Genomic DNA, 19,204 nt, shown 5'->3' with positions numbered 1-19,204 from the left:
TAACCTTAATTTACTGCAACAAAACGACGAAACAGTGATCCTAGCTACATAATGTGCGTTTTAGATGTTCGGCTTGTTGACGATAATAGTCATCACCCCATAATTGATGTGCTAACAAATACCATAACATGGCCATCATTGTTGCTCTTGGATGCCAAGCCACCACTCCTTCGACCCAATCATCGACCCCCACAATCTCACGCAATTGACAATAACGGTAGACCGCCTCTAATGGTTTTTCTTCTGCAACATCAATGCTTAAAGCCAGGTCGAGTCGGGGGTCGGCAATTGAGGCGTATTCCCAATCAATCACGCGGTTACCTTCATCGGTTTTAACCATATTGTAGCCAGCTAAATCAAAGTGACACAAAGTATGACCAACATCAGCAAGGTTAGGTGCGGTGCGCCAACGTTGATATAAAGCCGACAAGTCCTCACTTTTATACTCAGCTTTGAGCTGTAGCCAATAATGATCAACCCGAGCGATAAAACTGAAAGGGGCAACTGGGATGCGTGCTGTACTGAGATTATGGATCTTTATCTGTGTTTTTAATAGAGAATCGAAAGGTAAACCACCAGTAAGGGATTGGCCATCAATCCATTCAACCAATAATCCTTGATCATTAATGGAAAGTGGCTTGGGGCCTAAGTGAGAAGATTCGATAGCAGAGAGAATTTGATATTCTTGAAAACGCGAAATGGAAAAGGCTTGAGTGATCGGAGTATTAGGCCGCCAAACAAAGCTGCGTTCCTCCGTGACAATTTTCCAACATCGGTTTGTTAACCCCCCTGTCAGCGTTTGTGCGTAGTCAGGGGGAGTAGAGAAGAATCCTTCTAGCGACGTTAAGGTACGATCAAGCTGACAAGCTTCACGCCAAGACATTCTCGCCATAAGGACCTCTTCTCTCAATTACTCAATTTTGTGATTAAAAACCGAGTAAACTTTTTGACTGCTGTTTACGAATTTCGGTTTCATCTGCCCATTCAATAAGGCCGCTTTGAAGATCCATTAAACGCATCGTCATTTTGTAATATACATCTTTATCACTGCTTGCGTTTTTCACAATACTCGACAAGTTGCCATACAGCATATATTGTGCGCCAACCATTTTGCCAAACTGAATGGCGGTACTTTGGTTGACCAACTCATCATTATTTTGGAAATTGAGCTGTTCACGCACGGCTTCAATACGACCCATGTCGACGAAGCGGAACTTACCTGAATTCAACATCTTAGTACTGATGGTGTCAGTGATAGATTCAGTATCAATGTGCTCACTGGTTTTATTTTTGATTCGCTCGACAAACACGATAGGACGAGAATCACGGGTAATCGCTGCTACCGAACCTGACATCATCATGCTATCAACCATTTCCCCCGCGATTTTTTGTAAATCTGTTGAACCAAAATCAACAGTCGTCGTTTCAACGGATTGTGCATCTCCGTAGCTGACTTTATTTGAACAGCCGCCCAAAATGACAGCGAGTCCTAGCAATGCGATAATACTTTTGTTCATATTGGCTCCTTACTTTCCCAATTTAATTATTTGACCCACGGATCTGTACGCGAAACTGTTTTCCATTTGGATTGACAGAAATCTCCGACAACGACACCGTCTCCATCCCACTGATGATCTTTTGTTTCCAAGGACTTTGTCTGTTATTGACTTCAAGCCCATCATCGTCATACCAAGAAAAACGGTACTCGATAATTTGGTCACCTTGGTAATGACTCACTAAACGCACAACTCCCCTCGTATGACCATCCACTTGGTTAGTTGCAATATCTTCAACAACCAAGCGATTACCTAAGACATTGTCGCCAAATAGCACTTTTTGCGAAGCGCCATCAACTCTTAATCCTGCGGTATTTTCAGCACATCCAATCAATGAGAATGTGACTAACAGTCCCAATATCCACTTTTTCATTACAATCTTCCTAGTTGTTTATGCCAGATGGTTGAATGGCGTCCCTGACGAGAAACCCACACCAAAGTGGTGCCTTTTTCCGGTACAGAAAACTGATATTCTTGCTCTCCCACCTTTATTCGTTGCTCGCCTGCATTGACTTGCAGACTGGCCGTTTGCACCAACCCTGGCAGCGTTAGCCAACTGCGCGTATCGGGCTGCTCTGTCAGCAGATTCCAAACGTTGAAGACTAAATTACCAACATTGTCATCTTTAGCCGCTTCTTTGCGCAATTGATCTTTCGCCAGCACTCTCAACACTTGCCTTATTACTATAGAGGGCATTTTCTCAGACAAGTTTCGACTTGCCATTAAATTCACATCCGTCAGAAAATGAGAAGTCAGTACTTTGTCATTCATCGTCAGTGATGAAAATGATTCAACGGGTGTATTCGGATAATAAGGTAAGGCGAGAGAATACAATGCGCCATTTCCTCTGCTGTCATACAAGGGTAAAGATTGACGCCAGCTATCTAAGGCTTTCACCACACTCTGCTCTTCTATTATAAGCACACGACCTTGAGAAGCAGTCAGTGAATGAGATTTCCCGTAGCGTTTCTCTAATTGGATTAGGTCTTCTCTCATCCCTAATCGTTTCGCAACGCGTAATGTCCCCTCTATAACCTCAATATTATCGGGAGTGACTGCCAAAGCGCGTCGATAGTCGACATAGGCACTGTTAACATCACCAGAGGCTTCATAAAGCAAAGCAGAAAGGTAAAAAAGGTAACCATTCTGCACCGCCTGCAAAGCTTTTCCTGCATCAGGGTAGTTTGCTAGTACGCTGCCTAAGTTTGGTGTCACACCTTGTGATTTTAGCTCTTTTTGCGCCTTTTCAAGTTCCGCTTCTCTAGCCTGCCTTGCTTGCTCTTGTACCTGATTCGCTCGCCGAACTTCAACCAGAGCTCCATCCAAATCGTTCTGTTGTAAATAATTCAAACCGAGATAAAGATGTAAAAAACCGAGTTCATAATCCGCAGGAACGTATTCCATCAAGTTATCATTCACAGCCAACGCACCGACACTTGTCGCCGTATCACTTAGTGAAATCAATGCCTTATCTTGTTGAATTTTAACCGCAGAATCACTCAATTCGAAACTACGCTTACTGTCTACATAATTCTGGTTAAGAAAATGGACTCGCCCTTTTTCCAGATTGTCCAGAATGTCACCCGCGACAAATTCCGCAAGTTCATTCTCCGCATCTTGATACTGCCCAGATTTAACTGACTGATAGACAGCGCCATTTTGAGCACTGTAATGACTAAACAAGTTCCCCGCAGAAAAATTAGCACAGGCATTGAGAAAAAAAGGCGATAAAAAAACCGTAATATGTCGCACGTAACGCTTCACTCAATACTCCATATTTAACTCTAATCGTATCAATCGAGCGCCCAATAGTGACTGGGCGACCCATGCATTAGCTCATCAAAAGCGGACCCAACGGGCGACCACCAACCAAGTGCATATGAATGTGGTAAACCTCTTGGCCACCATGAGCGTTACAATTCACTATCAAGCGATAGCCATCTTGTGCAATACCTTCTTGTTGAGCGATTTTTTTTGCCACTGTAAACATACGTCCCATAGCCGCTTCATGCTCAAGTTCAACATCGTTGGTCGTCGGAATAAACGCATTGGGAATGATAAGAATATGGCTAGGCGCTCTAGGGTTAATGTCCCGAAAGGCGGTAACTAAATCATCTTGATAGAGGATATCTGCAGGAATTTCTTTACGGATAATTTTGCTAAAAATGGTTTCTTCAGCCATGAAATACTCCACTAGTAAATAGGCCTACGCAGTCACATCAAAGTACATTAGATCGAGATAAGTGGTTCAAGGCTAATACCTAAGTGGCCCACGACAACATATCGACAACCGATAGAACCGACACTAATTTGACCTTAATGCTACTGAATATAATAGGTGTGTAGTTGGATTTGAGTATGCGTGAACCCTGTCAAAAGCTCAATAAAAAACACCGTACGCGTAGCATAAATGACAGAACACTAATATAAAAAATGCGTTTTGCCAGGCCCGTCATAAAATGTACGTCTCACATTCAATACAATACTCATTATTTTGTTATTTTTTAAAACAAAACACTATTTTTCTAGGGAGAGGATTATGAAGGGTTCAGTGATTAGGCGAATGTACGCTGGTTTCACACTGATCATCATCATGTTTGCAGTAACGACCGCCATTATGATGGGAGGAATGAATCAAATTCATTCTAATTTCGAAAGTGTATCAACCACCGCCTTACCGCTCGTTTCTTTGTCAAACAAAACAAGTGTTCAACTGCTTTCTGCCGATAAATCTTTTAAGGACTTTTTGACGACACAAAACCAAGATCGCATGAATGTGATGCGTTCAGAATTTGCTAAAGCAAAACAAGATTTTGCTGACGTGCTAAACCAGCTCCAACAAGCAAGTGCAATGAACCCCTCTCTTGAAGAGCGGATAAGCCAACTTAAACAGATGGAACTCCGCTACTTTTCAGAAGCAGAACAAGCCATGAATAATTATCAGGCGATGTTTGAGGCGCAAGCTCAAGTGCAAAAATCAACTCGTGAATTTCAAAGACTTCATGCCGATTTAAGCACCGGAATGAAAGATTTTGTCGATGGGCAAAATAGTATTTCAGTTAAAGTCATGGCGAAAAGTTATTTCATTAAATTGAAAGATGCGGAATTAATCACTTCAGACGCTTTGGCCAGTTCGGATGTCGCCTTTGTTGACAAGGCCGTCACCATGAATAAAAAAGCGGTCACGCACCTCAACTACGCTTACCGAGGCTTATCGACCCAATTACCTGAACTGAAAAAAACATTTGACGATCTCGTCCAAAAGTTCTCTCAAGATATTGGACAAAAGGGTGGTGTGCTTGATCAACACAATAGTTACTTACTAGCGAAAACAGCCCTTTATGAAAACATTGCGAATTTGGCTATCGAGGTCGATAAAGCAATGACGATTTTAGACTCTTTTAACGATACTGCGACCGACGGTTTAAATGCCTCTCTGCGAGAAGCCGGGGAAGTCTATAAGCAAGGAGTTATTAAAGCGATCGTGATTGGTATTGCGGTTGTGCTAGTGGCTACGGGTATTGGTTACCACATTGCGCAAAGTGTTCGTGAGCCGTTAAATCGTATACTCAAAACGCTAGAAGGGCTGACAAAAGGAGATATGACACAACGCATTGAAATTCGTTACAACAACGAGTTTAGTCGCTTAAGTGGCCACATCAATTCGCTAGCAGATAATTTGCACCATATTTTGGTGCAGTTGAATGATGCTTCTGAAAATTTAACCAACACAGCTAACCATAACCAAACCACCTCTTCAAAAGCACAGTCACAACTCAGCACCCAACGTGAGCAAACCGCGAGCGTGGCAACCGCAATGACAGAAATGGCTCATTCAGTACAAGAAGTAGCGCAAAGTGCTCAAAGTTCGCTAGAGATGGTGCAGAAAGTTGAATCGGCTTCTGAATCTGGCCGTAAAATTATGAGTGACAATATCACCACCATTAATCAACTTGAGACTCGCTTAAATCAATCGGTTGATGCTGTCGGTGAACTGCAAAAAATGAGCAGCCAAATTGGTTCTATCTTGGATGTGATTCGTAACATTGCAGAACAAACCAACTTATTGGCGCTCAATGCCGCGATTGAAGCTGCTCGTGCTGGAGAGCAAGGGCGCGGGTTTGCAGTCGTAGCTGACGAAGTTCGTGTTTTGGCAAAACGCACAACGGATTCGACGTCTGAAATTGAAAGTATGATCAGCAACTTGCAATCCAGCTCATCTTCTGCCAGTACTGTTATTGAAAGCTGCATGACTGATATGGAACTTTCTGTCGAGCAAGCATCAACGGCGAATAGCGCAATGGAAGAGATCCAAGCGTTAATTCTAGAAATCAGTCAGATGAGTACTCATATTACACAGGCGGCCGCCGAGCAAAGTGAAACAACTGGTGACATTGCACGCAGTATCGAGGATATTAATTTAATCGCAGATGGTAGCTATCAAGCCATGTCTCAAATTGCACAGGCAAGCGCCAACCTAACTCAGCTTGCTAATCAGCAGAATGAATTAGTCCATCGTTTTACATTATGAGTGACCGTTAACAAACTCAACCCCATTTGTAAGTTACATGTAAATTATGTCTCAAGGGCGGCTTTTAATCTAAAGTCGCCCTTGTTTTTTTGATGCCACATCGTTATATGATAACTATCGGCTTGCGCATTATTATCTACCTCCTACTCTTTGCAAGCCAAACATGAGGATGATCTATGGCTGTTCATGTTGGCATTATCGACCAAGACCCTATTCGCTTGGTTACTCCCCTGCTTGATAATCGAACGGTAAGTTCGCACATTGTCTTCATCGGTGATCAAGACCAAAAATCAATGTATTTACGTTTACACTCGGTATTGAGTCAGCGCGATATCACTTCTGAGTTTTTTGAAATCCCATCGGGTTCCAATACCTCAGCAATCAAACAAGCTATCCAGTTTTTAGCGGAAGATTTGAAAACCAGATACGACGAAGTCAAGCTGAACGCAAGTTGTGGTTTGAGACATCGTTTATTATCCGTTTATGAGGTGTTCCGTAGCTATCAATGGCCTATTTTTGTCGTCGAACCGAACAGTGATCAGCTGTGTTGGCTTTATCCCGATGGTCAAAATAATACCCAAGTGCAAGACCACATTACCATTTCAGACTACTTAACCATTTTTGGTGCACGGGGTGAATTTAGTGAGCATCATATTCCGCCACAACTTGACCAAAAACTTTACGAACTCGGCGAGCGCTGGGCAAGTAATGCATTAGAACTTGGTCCTGGTTTAGCCACATTAAACTATTTAGCGACGACGTGCCGCAAAGAGCAGCGGCTAGATGTTGCACTTTCAGAAAAACAACAAGGGTATCGTGAACTTCATATTCTGTTGACCGATCTTGTCGAAGCACAAATCGCCACCTATCAAAATGGCATTTTAACCTTCGCCAACGAAGATGCGCGCCGATTTTCCAATGGAGAATGGTTAGAAACATTAGTGCACAGTACAATAAGACAGATCCAAGATGATATGCCAACCATTCAAGATCGCTCTTTGAATGTTCAAGTCTACCGTCAATTAGGTGAGCGAGAAGTCAGAAATGAACTCGATGTCGCTACAGTGGTGAATAACAAACTGCATATTATTGAATGTAAAACGAAAGGTATGCGTGATGACGGCGATGATACGCTTTATAAGCTAGAATCATTACGTGATTTGCTTGGTGGCCTACAAGCTCGCGCTATGCTCGTGAGCTTTCGCCCGCTCCGCCATAATGACATTACTCGTGCAGAAGATTTAGGGTTGGCCTTAATCGGCCCAGATGAACTGAAAGATTTAAAATTACATTTAGCCGCTTGGTTTAAAGAAGCGGGTGGTAACGAAGATATCTAACCTACAAAAAAGCCCGTTTCATACGGGCTTTTTTTACAGTAAAACGAATTTTCTAATGATCATCTTCTGTAAAATTTGTCGGTAACGTTGTTTTCATTTGATTCCATATGTGAGCGCTGTCAATACCGTAATGACGGATCACAATCGGCAACTGCTCACGATTGCCACTTTCACATACTGCTAATAATTCACGGTAAAACTGCAAGGCTAACTCGCGTGCTTCTGGATTAGAGAAATAATAGCTGCCAACTCGGTCATATAATTTCTTTAGCCCATTAAAAATCAAACCATAAATTTGATTTCCTGAGTGAAACGCTAAACGCTGAAATAACATGTAATCGTAAAAATTAAAGGTTTTCGCAATCAATATTTGCTGACGTTTATATTCGTCTTTTTCACCATCATCTTTAATATGCTGTTGGATTTTCTGTGCATAAGGAGATAACTCCATAAAAGAATCCCAAGATTTGGCACTTAATAGTGCTTCACAGCTTTCGATAACATTAGTAATAGTGCGCTCGGCAGGCTCTTTGTTCACTTTAAATGCATAACGCATAAATATGGGGCTAATATTTGTCCGAGCCGCAAGTAAATCTTCCACAATACTGGTGGCATTTTCAGCATCGAGCGTCATTAGTGTATCTAATATGTGTAAACCGGAAGTTTCCATAAATTGGTTTACTTTCGTTGGTTTACCATGCTGTATAGTCAACCAACCATCACGGGCTAAGCGTTGTAATACTTCTCGAAGCGTTGTACGTGTTACACCAATTAATTCTGAAAGTTCGCGCTCTGCAGGTAAGATAGAACCCGGTGCAAAGCGACCATTCCAAATGCTCTCAATTATGTATTTTTCAGCAAAACCTGCTGGGCTTTTTGCCTTAATGACCATTAAGTACTTATCCAGTTTTCTATTTATTTGGGTCGAATGGGACTCATCATACCACTAGTTGAACGTTATCGGAAACAAACCATCCGCGAAGTTATCACAAACAAAATAGAGCTTAAACTCTAATTTAATCATCTTGTTTATGAACAATACCGAGTCAATGAAATGGTAATTTTTAGCAGTTCTTCAAAAGGAAGAACTCATAAGAGTAGAAAAAATAAAGAGATATAACTCACATTAATAAACTTAAAATAATCAATTTAAGCTTGCAAAATTCGCTCTTTTTAGTCATTTAGATGCCTATTACCTTAACTCCACTTCAAAATACGGCTCGGCGTGAATTTTTCACAACTCTTATGCTATGCTTACCCAACTTTGATCGCGTTTTTGACCAAAATATCGGTAAGTGTTTTATCAATAACCTGATTATTATTGACTAAAAAAGCTTGCGGAGTAGAGTGACGGTCGAAGTAAGGATTGCTTGTCTCACTCAAGGAGTGTCTTGGTAAAACCATAATCCCTAAACGGTTTGTTGTTTCGCTAGAACATTGCCGATAGATACTGTTTTCGTGTTTAACACGTTCTATTTGGCCACTTCACATAATGAATTAAAGATAAGCTGACAGCGTCTATCATCTCAACAGTAAGAGAACTACCCATGCCGATGTCCCTCGGAAGCGCTTTTCTCAAGAACTTTCTTGGTAAAGCCCCTGACTGGTACAAAGTTGCCATTATTGCTTTTCTCATTATCAACCCGATTGTTTTCTTTTTGGTCGACCCATTTATTGCTGGTTGGCTACTTGTGGTTGAATTCATTTTCACCCTAGCGATGGCGCTTAAATGCTATCCCCTGCAACCTGGTGGCTTACTGGCTATCGAAGCTATCGCCATTGGGATGACCAGTGCAGAGCAAGTAAAACATGAGCTTGTGAATAACATCGAAGTTCTGCTGCTACTGGTGTTTATGGTGGCTGGTATCTATTTCATGAAACAGCTATTGCTGTTCATCTTCACCAAAATACTACTTGGTATTCGTTCAAAAGCGATGCTTTCGGTCGCCTTTTGCATTACAGCTGCTTTCCTGTCTGCATTTTTGGATGCTTTAACAGTTATCGCTGTGGTCATCAGTGTCGCCGTCGGGTTTTACTCGATTTATCACAAAGTGGCATCGGGACAAGGGACAAGCTCCGCTCATGACCATACTCAAGATGAGCATATCTCAGAACTAACACGTGATGACCTAGAAAACTATCGTGCGTTTTTGCGCTCACTACTGATGCATGCTGGCGTAGGTACCGCTTTAGGCGGGGTGATGACCATGGTTGGTGAACCACAAAACCTGATCATCGCCGATCAAGCAGGTTGGTTTTTTGGCGAGTTTATCATCCGTATGTCTCCGGTAACCGTACCTGTTTTTCTCTGTGGTATTTTGACCTGTGTGTTAGTTGAAAAGCTGAAGCTATTTGGTTACGGCGCAGAATTACCCGCTAACGTTCGTCAAATTCTGGTCGATTTTGACACGGCTGAGCGCAAAAATCGAACCAATCAAGACGTCGCAAAACTTTGGATCCAAGGCGCTATTGCTGTCTGGCTGATTGTTGGATTGGCACTGCACTTAGCGGCAGTGGGATTGATTGGTCTTTCAGTTATTATTTTGGCGACAGCATTTACTGGTGTGATAGAAGAACATTCGCTAGGCAAAGCATTTGAAGAAGCCCTACCCTTTACGGCGCTGCTGGCGGTATTCTTCTCCATCGTAGCCGTAATTATCGATCAACAACTCTTTAAACCAGTTATCGATGCTGTGTTGAATGTTGAAGATAAAGGGGCTCAGCTTGCTCTCTTCTATGTGGCTAACGGGCTTTTGTCGATGGTTTCGGATAACGTTTTCGTTGGCACTGTCTATATTAATGAAGTCAAAACAGCGCTACTAGAAGGTGTTATCACGCGTGACCAATTCGATTTATTGGCTGTCGCGATTAACACAGGTACGAACTTACCGTCAGTAGCAACACCAAACGGTCAAGCCGCTTTCTTATTCTTATTAACATCAGCACTTGCACCATTGATCCGCCTTTCTTATGGCAAAATGGTCATCATGGCTCTGCCTTACACGATTGTATTGGCATTAGTTGGCCTGTTTGGCATTGTCTTCTTAGTTGAACCCATGACTGCGCATTTTTATGACTTAGGGTGGATTACGCACCATTCAGCCAAAGCAGTTCAAGCCATCTCTGCCGGGCATTAAAATATTCGGTTGATAATGAAACTTATCTAAGTTAAAAAGCTCTGAACTATCAGGGCTTTTTATTCTTTACAGGTATTGAATGTGACTTTTTTTTCTACTCTGAAACTGTTCTCTCAATCGAGAAAATCTTGGTTTTTATTACTTCTTTTTGTGGTTTTTTTTGAGGCTTGTGCGCTTTTTTTTCAGCACATCATGATGCTCGCGCCGTGTGTGATGTGCATTTATGAACGTGTGGCGATGCTAGGAATTGGCGGAGCAGCTCTGCTTGGCTTAATCGCACCCAATAATCCGATTGTTCGTTGGATTGGACTCGTTACTTGGGGAGCCAGTGCTTATAAAGGTTTGACCTTAGCTATGCAACATGTGGATTACCAATTCAACCCTTCTCCTTTTGCCACTTGTGATTTATTTGTCACTTTCCCCAGCTGGGCACCACTCAATCAATGGGCACCTTGGATGTTCGAAGCTTACGGTGACTGTTCGAAAGTGGTATGGCAATTTTTAACGCTTTCCATGCCACAGTGGCTAGTGGTCATCTATGCTGCTAACTTGCTGGTGCTCGCTTTTGTTGTTTTAGCTCAGTTCGCGAAAACCCCCGTCAATAAGCTGCGGTAATAACCTGCTTGATCAAAAAAGGCATCTCGCTAAGAGATGCCTTTGGGCTGATTCACATCGCTTACTCTGACGCAAACAGCGGATCAACATTAATATACTTACCAATTTGTTGCCGTTTTACCGTTGGCACATAGGGTATTTCACCAAGCTTAGGCGCTGGAATGCGCGATTCCAACATTGCAATAATTTCAGCGTAATGCTCAGTTCCGGGGTTCACTCGGTTGGCTACCCAGCCAACAATCTTCAACCCGTCGGCGATAATACTTTCCGCTGTTAAAATTGCATGGCTTAAGCAACCTAGTTTAATCCCTACCACTAATACCACTGGTAGTTGTTCTTGTTTAACCCAAGTAGACAAGCAGTCCGTATCGGAGATCGGAACGCGCCAACCACCAGCACCTTCGATCAACACAATGTCAGCGTTCGCTTTATGCTTAGCTAATTTGCTACTGAGCACGCCATAATCAATCTCGACGTGTTCATGTTTTGCGGCGATATGTGGTGATGTAGGGAGCGCTAAAGAATATGGATTCACATCACCATAGGGCATCTCTTTGGTTGCCGCTTTCATCAGATGTAACGCATCTGAGTTGCGTAAGCCAAATTCCGTTTTTTCGCTACCAGCGGCAACGGGTTTGTAGCCAATAGTCACCAAATCCTTGGCGGCTAATGCTTGTAGAATCGCTTTTGAAGCGACCGTTTTTCCAACGTCGGTGTCCGTACCCGCAATAAAAAATGCATCAATCATCGATGTATAACCCCTAAACAAACCTGATAAGTTGCAGGTAGAAGACCTTGATGGTTTTGAAATGCTTGGTATGCCTGCTCAATTTGCAGTAGAGCCTTGCGGCTTGTTAACCCTTGTGAGCGTCCACTTACGTGATTTGCACCAATTCCTTTAAGATCTCTCATCAAGGAAAAAGCTTTGTCATACCAAACTGTGATCGAAGGCAAGTCTAGTTGATGGTGGTAACCGTGAGATTGCGCTAACGCAATTTTTACCTGATTGAGTGTGATGAAATCATTGACGTGTTGATGTGTATCAATTTTTGTCCACGCTTGTTTCAGTTCAAACAGCGAACCGTCCAATAATGTCGAAAAATAAGCCATCCCTTGTGGTTTCAATACGCGGTGAATTTGTCGCAGTGGTAGAACAAGGTCATCACACCACTGCAGCGCTAAGCTAGAAAAAACGTAATCAAAAGAGGCGTTGGCGAAAGGAAGCGCCTCAGCATCGGCTTGATAGTAGGTGACGCCAACATCACCACAACGTATTTTAGCTTGTACTAGCATCTCACTGGAGAGGTCAGCACATACCACATACGCCCCTCTACGCCGCAGTTGCTCTGAAAAATAGCCCGTACCACAACCAAGATCGAGCACTCTTTTCCCTACTAGACTGTGCGGCATTTTGTCCAATAAACGGTGTCCTACGTCACGTTGAAAAGCGGCATGTACATCATAATGCTTTGCCGCGCGGCTAAAAGAATGGGCAATGGCGGCTTTGTCATGCAGCGCATTTATCTCTATCGCATGAGTTTGTGACATATTCAGCTCTCCTCTAGCGCACGTTGCAGTTGTGTGGTTAGTTGATCTATGTCAGCAATAGTGTGGTTGGCGGTTAGAGTGATACGCAATCGGGCGCGGCCTTGAGCCACCGTTGGTGGGCGAATCGCGGTCAACCAACACCCGTGATGTCGCAATTGTTCGGCGATATTCAATGCTGTTTGCGCCTCACCAACAAGGTAGGGTTTGATTGGCGTTAGCGTTTCAACATAACCATCGAAACCTTGCATGGATTCAGCGTAATAAGCTTGCAGCTCAGTTAGTTTTTCTCTGCGCCAAGACTGCTGAGTGACCATTGAAATAGCATGAGTTACTGCATAAGCTTGCGCTGGCGGCATGGCTGTAGAATAGACGTGGTGACGAGCAAACTGCGTAAGAAAGTCACCCACCTCTTGATTGCATAAGATAGCTGCACCCGATAACCCCAAGGCTTTGCCAAAGGTCACCACTAAGAGCTGTGGTTTTATTCCTGCCGCACTGCAACTGCCTGCCCCACCCTCGCCCAACACACCGATGCCGTGTGCATCATCGACTGCCAACCACGCTTCACCTTGCAGTGCATCCGTGATTTCGCACAGCGGTGCACAATCACCATCCATGCTAAAGACCCCTTCAGTCACCACTAACGTATGACTATCGCTGTTAAGCTGTTGCTTAAGATGAGTGACATCGTTGTGCCGAAAACGCTTCATACTGGCTGCGCAAAGCATTCCTGCTTCCATCAAAGAGGCGTGGTTAAGTTTATCTTGCAGTAGCAAATCGTCTTTATTGAGCAGGCTAAACAGCAGTGCCTGATTAGCACTAAAACCCGAGCCAAACAAAATGGCTCGCTCATAACCTAGCCACTCACACAAGTTAGATTCAAGGTTGCGATGGGCTGAGCTAAAGCCTGTGACCAAAGGAGATGCGCCACTACCGCAACCATACATACTCAGCCCTTGCTGCCAAGCGGCAATCAATTCTGAGTCATGTGCAAGGCCAAGGTAATCGTTACTGGAAAAGTTAAGATACTGGCGGCCATCTTTGCACAATCGAACCTGGTTGCCTCCCTCAAGCTCGATAAGAGAACGAGAAAGCCCAAGATCGTGACGAGCACTGAGCGCCGCTGAAATACGTGAATTAAACGCTGGCATCGTAGAAAAGATCATCTTTAGTAGGACGAGCTGCCACCCGTTTTACGACACGTTCAAGCAGCTCACTTTCTGCAACTTCATCCGGTTTTTGGCTCACTTGTTGGCTATTGATACCCAGTTTTTTAAATAACTGCATATCGCTATCTTCATCAGGATTAGGAGTCGTTAGCAACTTGCAACCGTAGAAAATGGAGTTTGCACCTGCCATAAAGCACAGCGCTTGCATCTGCTCATTCATATTTTCACGTCCAGCCGATAAACGCACCGCCGATTGTGGCATCATGATCCGAGCAACAGCAATCAGACGAATAAAATCAAACGCTTCGACATCTTCGGCTTGCTCTAACGGTGTGCCTTTCACTTTGACCAGCATATTAATCGGTACACTTTCAGGATGGGTTGGTAAGTTCGCTAATTCCACCAACAGGCCAGCGCGGTCATTAGCGCTCTCTCCCATACCGATAATTCCCCCAGAGCAGATCTTCATTCCTGCATCGCGCACGTGCGATAAGGTATCAAGGCGATCTTGATAGGTTCGAGTGGTGATAATGTTGCCATAGTATTCAGGTGAGGTATCTAGGTTGTGGTTATAGTAATCAAGCCCTGCACTGGCCAACTCACTTGCTTGATCAGGCGTTAGCATGCCCAACGTCATACACGTTTCCAAGCCCATCTCTTTCACGCCACTGATCATCTCTTTCAAGAGAGGCATATCACGCGCTTTCGGGTTTTTCCACGCCGCTCCCATACAAAAGCGGGTCGAGCCAGAGCGCTTCGCTTTTTGCGCCGCGTCTAACACCCGCTCGACTTCCATCAACCGTTCTTTATCAACATCAGTCCGGTAATGCGCACTCTGCGGGCAATATTTACAATCTTCAGGACACGCCCCCGTCTTAATAGAAAGTAACGTACTGACCTGAACATAATTTTTGGGATGGTATTGACGATGTACTTGCTGCGCTTCAAACAGTAGATCCATAAACGGCTTTTCGACCAGTGCGTTCACCTCAGCAACGGTCCAGTTATGACGAACTTCCACATCTCTTCCTTATTCAGTTTTATTATTTTGTTGCTTGGCTAGTCTACTGACAAGCGATAAACTGTCAACAAACAAAGAAAACATAAGTTTACGTTTGATTGATCTTTAAGCAAACCCAGCAATATGGACTGATCATGGATTTACTCTTCGACCGCCAACATATCTGGCATCCCTACACTTCAACGCTGACGCCATTGACTTGTTATCCCGTCACTCACGCTCAAGGTGTCCATCTTTATTTGGAAGATGGGCGACGCTTGATTGATGGAATGTCCTCTTGGTGGGCAACTATTCATGGTTATAACCATCCACACCTTAATTACGCTGCGCATCAGCAAATTGATAAAATGTCACACGTGATGTTTGGCGGTATCACACATCAACCCGCCATTACGCTTTGTAAAAAATTACTGGCATTAGCGCCAAGCAATCTTGAGCACGTATTTTTAGCCGATTCTGGCTCTGTCGCCGTGGAGGTCAGCTTAAAAATGGCGCTGCAATACTGGCATGCAAAAGGTCAACCACGAGCGAAATTTCTCACCTTACGTCATGGCTATCACGGCGATACGTTTGCCGCAATGTCAGTCACTGACCCAGATAACTCGATGCATTCGCTCTACAAAGGTTTTTTGCCGCAGCATATTTTTGCCGATTCGCCAACTTGCGGTTTTTGGGATGAGTGGGATGAACGCGATCTCGATGATTTTCGAGAGAAAATAATGCACGCTCATCAAGAGCTTGCGGCGGTAATTTTAGAACCAATTGTGCAGGGTGCTGGCGGTATGCGTATCTATCATCCTCAGTTTTTAAAAGGCGTGCGTGCACTTTGCGATCAATATGGTTTGCTAATGATTGCCGATGAGATTGCAACTGGGTTTGGCCGTACTGGAAAGCTCTTCGCCTGTGAGCACTCTAATATCGCACCTGATATTTTATGTGTCGGCAAGGCCTTAACGGGTGGCTATATGACGCTTTCGGCCACACTGGCGACCAAGCAAGTCGCCGATACGGTTTGTGCTGGCGAAGCGGGCTGCTTTATGCATGGGCCAACCTTTATGGCTAATCCATTGGCGTGCGCCGTCGCCTGCGCTAGCTTAGAGCTCATCGAACAGGGCGATTGGCAACAGCAAACCCAGCGTATTGAAGCGCAATTTGCTCATTTACTGCCCATGCTTAACCGTTTTGAGATGGTAAAAGAGACGCGCTGGCTGGGCGCTATCGGCGTGATTGAAACGCATCGCCCTGTCAATATGGAAGTCATTCAAGCGCTATTTGTTGAGCAAGGGGTCTGGATCCGTCCTTTTGGCTGTTTAATCTATGTGATGCCACCGTTTATTAGCCAAGTAGATGACATTGAAAAACTGATCAACGCTGTAGCGGTGGCATTGCAAAATTCGCAATGCTTTCAAATCGATGGGGCTTAAATAGAACCGACATAGAATATTGATGCATAAAAAAACCGACTCGCAAGTCGGTTTTTTTACTGTGTTTAACGCATCATGATTAACCGATATGCGTTGCGCCACCCATGTATGGTTGCAGTACGCTAGGAACGGCAATACGGCCATCGGCTTGTTGGTTGTTTTCCAAAATGGCTACCATAGTACGACCCACAGCAAGGCCTGAACCGTTCAGCGTGTGTACAAGCTCAGGTTTATTGCCGCCTTTGCGACGGAAACGGGCTTGCATACGACGTGCTTGGAAATCCCACATGTTTGAGCAAGAGGAGATCTCACGGTATGTGCCTTGCGCAGGAACCCACACTTCTAGATCGTAAGTTTTGCGAGAGCCAAAGCCCATGTCACCTGCACACAACACCACTTTACGGTACGGCAGTTCAAGCAATTTCAGCACTTTTTCCGCATGACCAGTTAACTCTTCCAGCGCCGCCATTGAATCTTCTGGGCGCGTAATCTGAACCAATTCGACTTTATCAAATTGGTGCATACGGATAAGACCACGTGTATCGCGACCATACGATCCCGCCTCAGAACGGAAACAAGGTGTATGAGCCGTCATTTTAAGTGGCAGATCGGCTTCGTCAGAAATGGTGTCACGCACCAAGTTCGTTACCGGTACTTCAGCCGTTGGGATAAGAGACAGTTTACGTGGCTCTTCATCATTCACTTTTTCAGTTAGTGGCTCAGTATGGAATAGGTCTTGACCAAATTTAGGTAGCTGACCAGTACCAAACAGGCTGTCAGCGTTGACAAGATAAGGGACATACATTTCTGTATAACCATGTTCTTGTGTGTGCAAGTCCAGCATGAACTGAGCAATCGCACGGTGTAGGCGAGCAAATTGGCCTTTCATCACGATAAAGCGAGCGCCAGTAATTTTAGTCGCACTAGCAAAATCTAAACCACCGGCCATTTCGCCAAGATCAACGTGATCTCTGAGCTCAAAATCGTAAGTTTTAGGTTCGCCCCAACGAGAAACTTCTACGTTGTCATTTTCATCTTTACCGTCAGGAACCGATTCATCTGGTACGTTGGGTACAGACATAGTAATCGCATCCAATTGTGCTTGGATGTCATTCAACTGCGCTTTTTTCGCGTCTAAGTCACTGCCTAGAGAGCCGATTTGTAGCTTGACTGCTTCTGCGCCCGCTTTGTCGCCGGCGGCCATTTTTTGGCCAATTTCTTTGGAGATGGAGTTGCGCGAGGATTGTAAATTTTCAACTTCTACTTGAATGGACTTACGTTGTTCTTCAAGTTGACGAATTGTCTCAACGTCGAGTTTGAAACCGCGACGCGCTAATTTTGCAGCTGTTTCATCCAGCTCAGTGCGAAGTAATTTAGAATCCAGCATTGCTAATCCTATGCTTTTAGTTATGAAAAACGCGTCTGCATCCCTTTCTAATAAGAGCGACGCGTAGAGAAAATTGAACCCGACAAAGATAACGAAAAGAGACTATTTTTCATAGCGCTTTTGTGGGCTTTTTGCATCTAAACTAGCCAAGTAATCTAACTTTTCACCAATTTTGGTTTCTAACCCTCGATTTGTTGGCTGGTAGTAGCGTGTATCGCTCATTTCAGGCGGCAAATAACTTTCGCCAGCCGCGTAAGCTCCCGGTTCATCGTGGGCATAGCGATATTGTGCTCCATAACCAAGATCTTTCATCAAACTGGTTGGTGCATTACGCAAATGAGGCGGCACCTCATACTCTGGCAAATTATGCGCATCAGCTAAGGCTTGCTTCCACGCGCTATACACGGCATTACTTTTGGGCGCGCACGCTAAATAGACAATCGCTTGTGCAATAGCACGTTCACCTTCCGCAGGACCAACGCGGGTAAAACAGTCCCAAGCGGCGAGCGCCACCTGCATGCCTCTTGGGTCGGCGTTGCCGACATCTTCCGAAGCTATCGCCAATAAACGGCGAGCGATATAAAGTGGATCGCAGCCTGCTGCGATCATTCTGGCCGACCAATACAGCGCCGCATCGGGGTTGGAACCTCGAATCGATTTATGCACCGCAGAGATAAGGTCGTACCAAATATCGCCTTTATTATCAAAGCGCGACACTTTTTCGCCTGCCACTTCGGCCAACAGTTTGAGCGTAATGAGCTTTTCACCTTGCGCATTCTCTTCGGCCATGTCGTACAGCAGCTCAAGATAATTGAGTGACATGCGCGCATCACCATTGACCAATTCAGCCAAACGTTCGAGCACGTTATCCATAAACTGCGCTGCAACTTTACCTAAACCGCGATCGGCATCGTTGATTGCTTGATTGAGCGCCAGCAAAATTTCATCGCTAGCCAGCGAGTTTAATTTGTACACCCGAGCACGAGATAGCAAAGCGTTGTTGAGCTCAAAAGAGGGATTCTCTGTCGTGGCACCAATGAAAGTCACAGTGCCATCTTCAATGTGTGGCAAAAAGGCATCTTGTTGAGATTTATTAAAACGATGCACTTCGTCTACAAACAAAATAGTACGTCGACCCGCCATTTTATTTTCGCGTGCTTTTTCAATGGCAGCACGGATCTCTTTAACGCCAGAAGTCACCGCAGAAACACGTTCAACCTCTGCATTGGCGTAATTCGCCGCCACTTCAGCCAAGGTCGTTTTACCCGTACCGGGCGGCCCCCACAAGATCATCGAATGAATATGACCGGCCTCTAATGCACGCCGCAAGGGTTTACCCACGCCTAAAATGTGCTGCTGGCCAATATACTGCTCAACCGTCTGAGGGCGCATTCTCGCGGCCAACGGACGGAAATCTTCATCACCCGAAAAATCTAAACTGTAGTTACCCACACTGCTGTAGTTACCCACACTATAATT

17 protein-coding genes are annotated in these 19,204 nt (G+C 44.4%); 5 read left to right on the top strand and 12 right to left on the bottom strand.

Translation table 11 applies throughout. From position 1 onward, the window contains the following. Window positions 1-40: 40 nt before the first annotated feature. From N5E84_RS04005 to hinT, 5 genes are all read right to left on the bottom strand, one after another. Window positions 41-892, bottom strand: coding sequence for a phosphotransferase (locus tag N5E84_RS04005; RefSeq protein WP_043004321.1), 852 nt, complete (start codon window positions 890-892; stop codon window positions 41-43). 34 nt (window positions 893-926) lie between these two features. Next, complete coding sequence (gene lpoB, locus N5E84_RS04000; protein WP_019282066.1) at window positions 927-1,517, bottom strand: penicillin-binding protein activator LpoB; 591 nt, start codon at window positions 1,515-1,517, stop codon at window positions 927-929. Window positions 1,518-1,539: 22 nt separating this feature from the next. Then, on the bottom strand, window positions 1,540-1,929 hold the full coding sequence (locus N5E84_RS03995) for a YcfL family protein (protein ID WP_017045169.1): 390 nt from the start codon (window positions 1,927-1,929) through the stop codon (window positions 1,540-1,542). Beyond that, on the bottom strand, window positions 1,929-3,320 hold the full coding sequence (locus N5E84_RS03990; RefSeq protein ID WP_017042311.1) for a COG3014 family protein: 1,392 nt from the start codon (window positions 3,318-3,320) through the stop codon (window positions 1,929-1,931). The genes N5E84_RS03995 and N5E84_RS03990 overlap by 1 nt, the downstream gene beginning before the upstream one ends. 67 nt (window positions 3,321-3,387) lie before the next feature. Next, complete coding sequence (gene hinT, locus N5E84_RS03985) at window positions 3,388-3,738, bottom strand: purine nucleoside phosphoramidase (protein ID WP_026028145.1); 351 nt, start codon at window positions 3,736-3,738, stop codon at window positions 3,388-3,390. Window positions 3,739-4,095: 357 nt separating this feature from the next. On the opposite strand from hinT, the gene N5E84_RS03980 reads away from it, so the two are divergent. Both N5E84_RS03980 and N5E84_RS03975 read left to right on the top strand, forming a co-directional pair. After that, window positions 4,096-6,087 (top strand): methyl-accepting chemotaxis protein, encoded by a 1,992-nt coding sequence (locus tag N5E84_RS03980; protein ID WP_026027184.1) that lies wholly within the window; start codon window positions 4,096-4,098, stop codon window positions 6,085-6,087. Window positions 6,088-6,263: 176 nt separating this feature from the next. Then, window positions 6,264-7,424: a DUF1887 family protein gene (locus tag N5E84_RS03975; RefSeq protein WP_013856516.1), complete on the top strand. Its 1,161-nt coding sequence runs from the start codon at window positions 6,264-6,266 to the stop codon at window positions 7,422-7,424. Window positions 7,425-7,476: 52 nt separating this feature from the next. Here the strand turns inward: N5E84_RS03975 and fadR are convergent, their stop codons facing one another. Further along, window positions 7,477-8,316: a fatty acid metabolism transcriptional regulator FadR gene (fadR, locus tag N5E84_RS03970; protein WP_010319711.1), complete on the bottom strand. Its 840-nt coding sequence runs from the start codon at window positions 8,314-8,316 to the stop codon at window positions 7,477-7,479. Window positions 8,317-8,971: 655 nt separating this feature from the next. On the opposite strand from fadR, the gene nhaB reads away from it, so the two are divergent. After that, window positions 8,972-10,561, top strand: a complete 1,590-nt coding sequence (nhaB, locus tag N5E84_RS03965; protein ID WP_013856514.1) for a Na(+)/H(+) antiporter NhaB — start codon at window positions 8,972-8,974, stop codon at window positions 10,559-10,561. Window positions 10,562-10,636: 75 nt separating this feature from the next. Continuing rightward, window positions 10,637-11,176, top strand: coding sequence for a disulfide bond formation protein DsbB (gene dsbB / locus N5E84_RS03960; protein ID WP_069212015.1), 540 nt, complete (start codon window positions 10,637-10,639; stop codon window positions 11,174-11,176). 61 nt (window positions 11,177-11,237) lie between these two features. On the opposite strand, the gene bioD is transcribed toward dsbB, so the two are convergent. Genes bioD through bioB form a run of 4 tightly spaced genes read right to left on the bottom strand, consistent with a single transcriptional unit; the run spans window position 11,238 to window position 14,914 of the window. After that, window positions 11,238-11,924: a dethiobiotin synthase gene (gene bioD / locus N5E84_RS03955; protein ID WP_043004323.1), complete on the bottom strand. Its 687-nt coding sequence runs from the start codon at window positions 11,922-11,924 to the stop codon at window positions 11,238-11,240. After that, a complete protein-coding gene (gene bioC / locus N5E84_RS03950) occupies window positions 11,921-12,724 on the bottom strand; it encodes a malonyl-ACP O-methyltransferase BioC (protein ID WP_019282068.1) in 804 nt (267 codons plus the stop codon). The genes bioD and bioC overlap by 4 nt, the downstream gene beginning before the upstream one ends. 2 nt (window positions 12,725-12,726) lie before the next feature. Continuing rightward, window positions 12,727-13,890 carry an 8-amino-7-oxononanoate synthase gene (bioF, locus tag N5E84_RS03945; protein WP_019282069.1) on the bottom strand — a complete coding sequence of 388 codons (1,164 nt, stop codon included), beginning with the start codon at window positions 13,888-13,890 and terminating at the stop codon, window positions 12,727-12,729. Continuing rightward, the gene (bioB, locus tag N5E84_RS03940) at window positions 13,862-14,914 is read right to left on the bottom strand and encodes a biotin synthase BioB (protein WP_013856509.1); all 1,053 of its coding nucleotides are present in this window, start codon (window positions 14,912-14,914) and stop codon (window positions 13,862-13,864) included. The genes bioF and bioB overlap by 29 nt, the downstream gene beginning before the upstream one ends. A 134-nt stretch (window positions 14,915-15,048) precedes the next feature. On the opposite strand from bioB, the gene bioA reads away from it, so the two are divergent. Further along, on the top strand, window positions 15,049-16,338 hold the full coding sequence (bioA, locus tag N5E84_RS03935; RefSeq protein ID WP_029388197.1) for an adenosylmethionine--8-amino-7-oxononanoate transaminase: 1,290 nt from the start codon (window positions 15,049-15,051) through the stop codon (window positions 16,336-16,338). A gap of 79 nt (window positions 16,339-16,417) precedes the next feature. Here bioA and serS read toward each other — a convergent pair whose 3' ends face one another. Then, entirely contained in the window at window positions 16,418-17,725 is a 1,308-nt protein-coding gene (gene serS, locus N5E84_RS03930; protein ID WP_013856507.1) for a serine--tRNA ligase, read from the bottom strand. A gap of 102 nt (window positions 17,726-17,827) precedes the next feature. Beyond that, window positions 17,828-19,177 carry a replication-associated recombination protein A gene (locus N5E84_RS03925; RefSeq protein ID WP_029388198.1) on the bottom strand — a complete coding sequence of 450 codons (1,350 nt, stop codon included), beginning with the start codon at window positions 19,175-19,177 and terminating at the stop codon, window positions 17,828-17,830. Window positions 19,178-19,204: the final 27 nt, after the last annotated feature.

The sequence above is a fragment of the Vibrio sp. J502 genome (assembly GCF_025397955.1).
Lineage (GTDB): Bacteria > Pseudomonadota > Gammaproteobacteria > Enterobacterales > Vibrionaceae > Vibrio > Vibrio anguillarum.
Note: the sequence above shows the minus strand (reverse complement) of the source record. Positions and strands in the feature narration are given on the sequence as shown.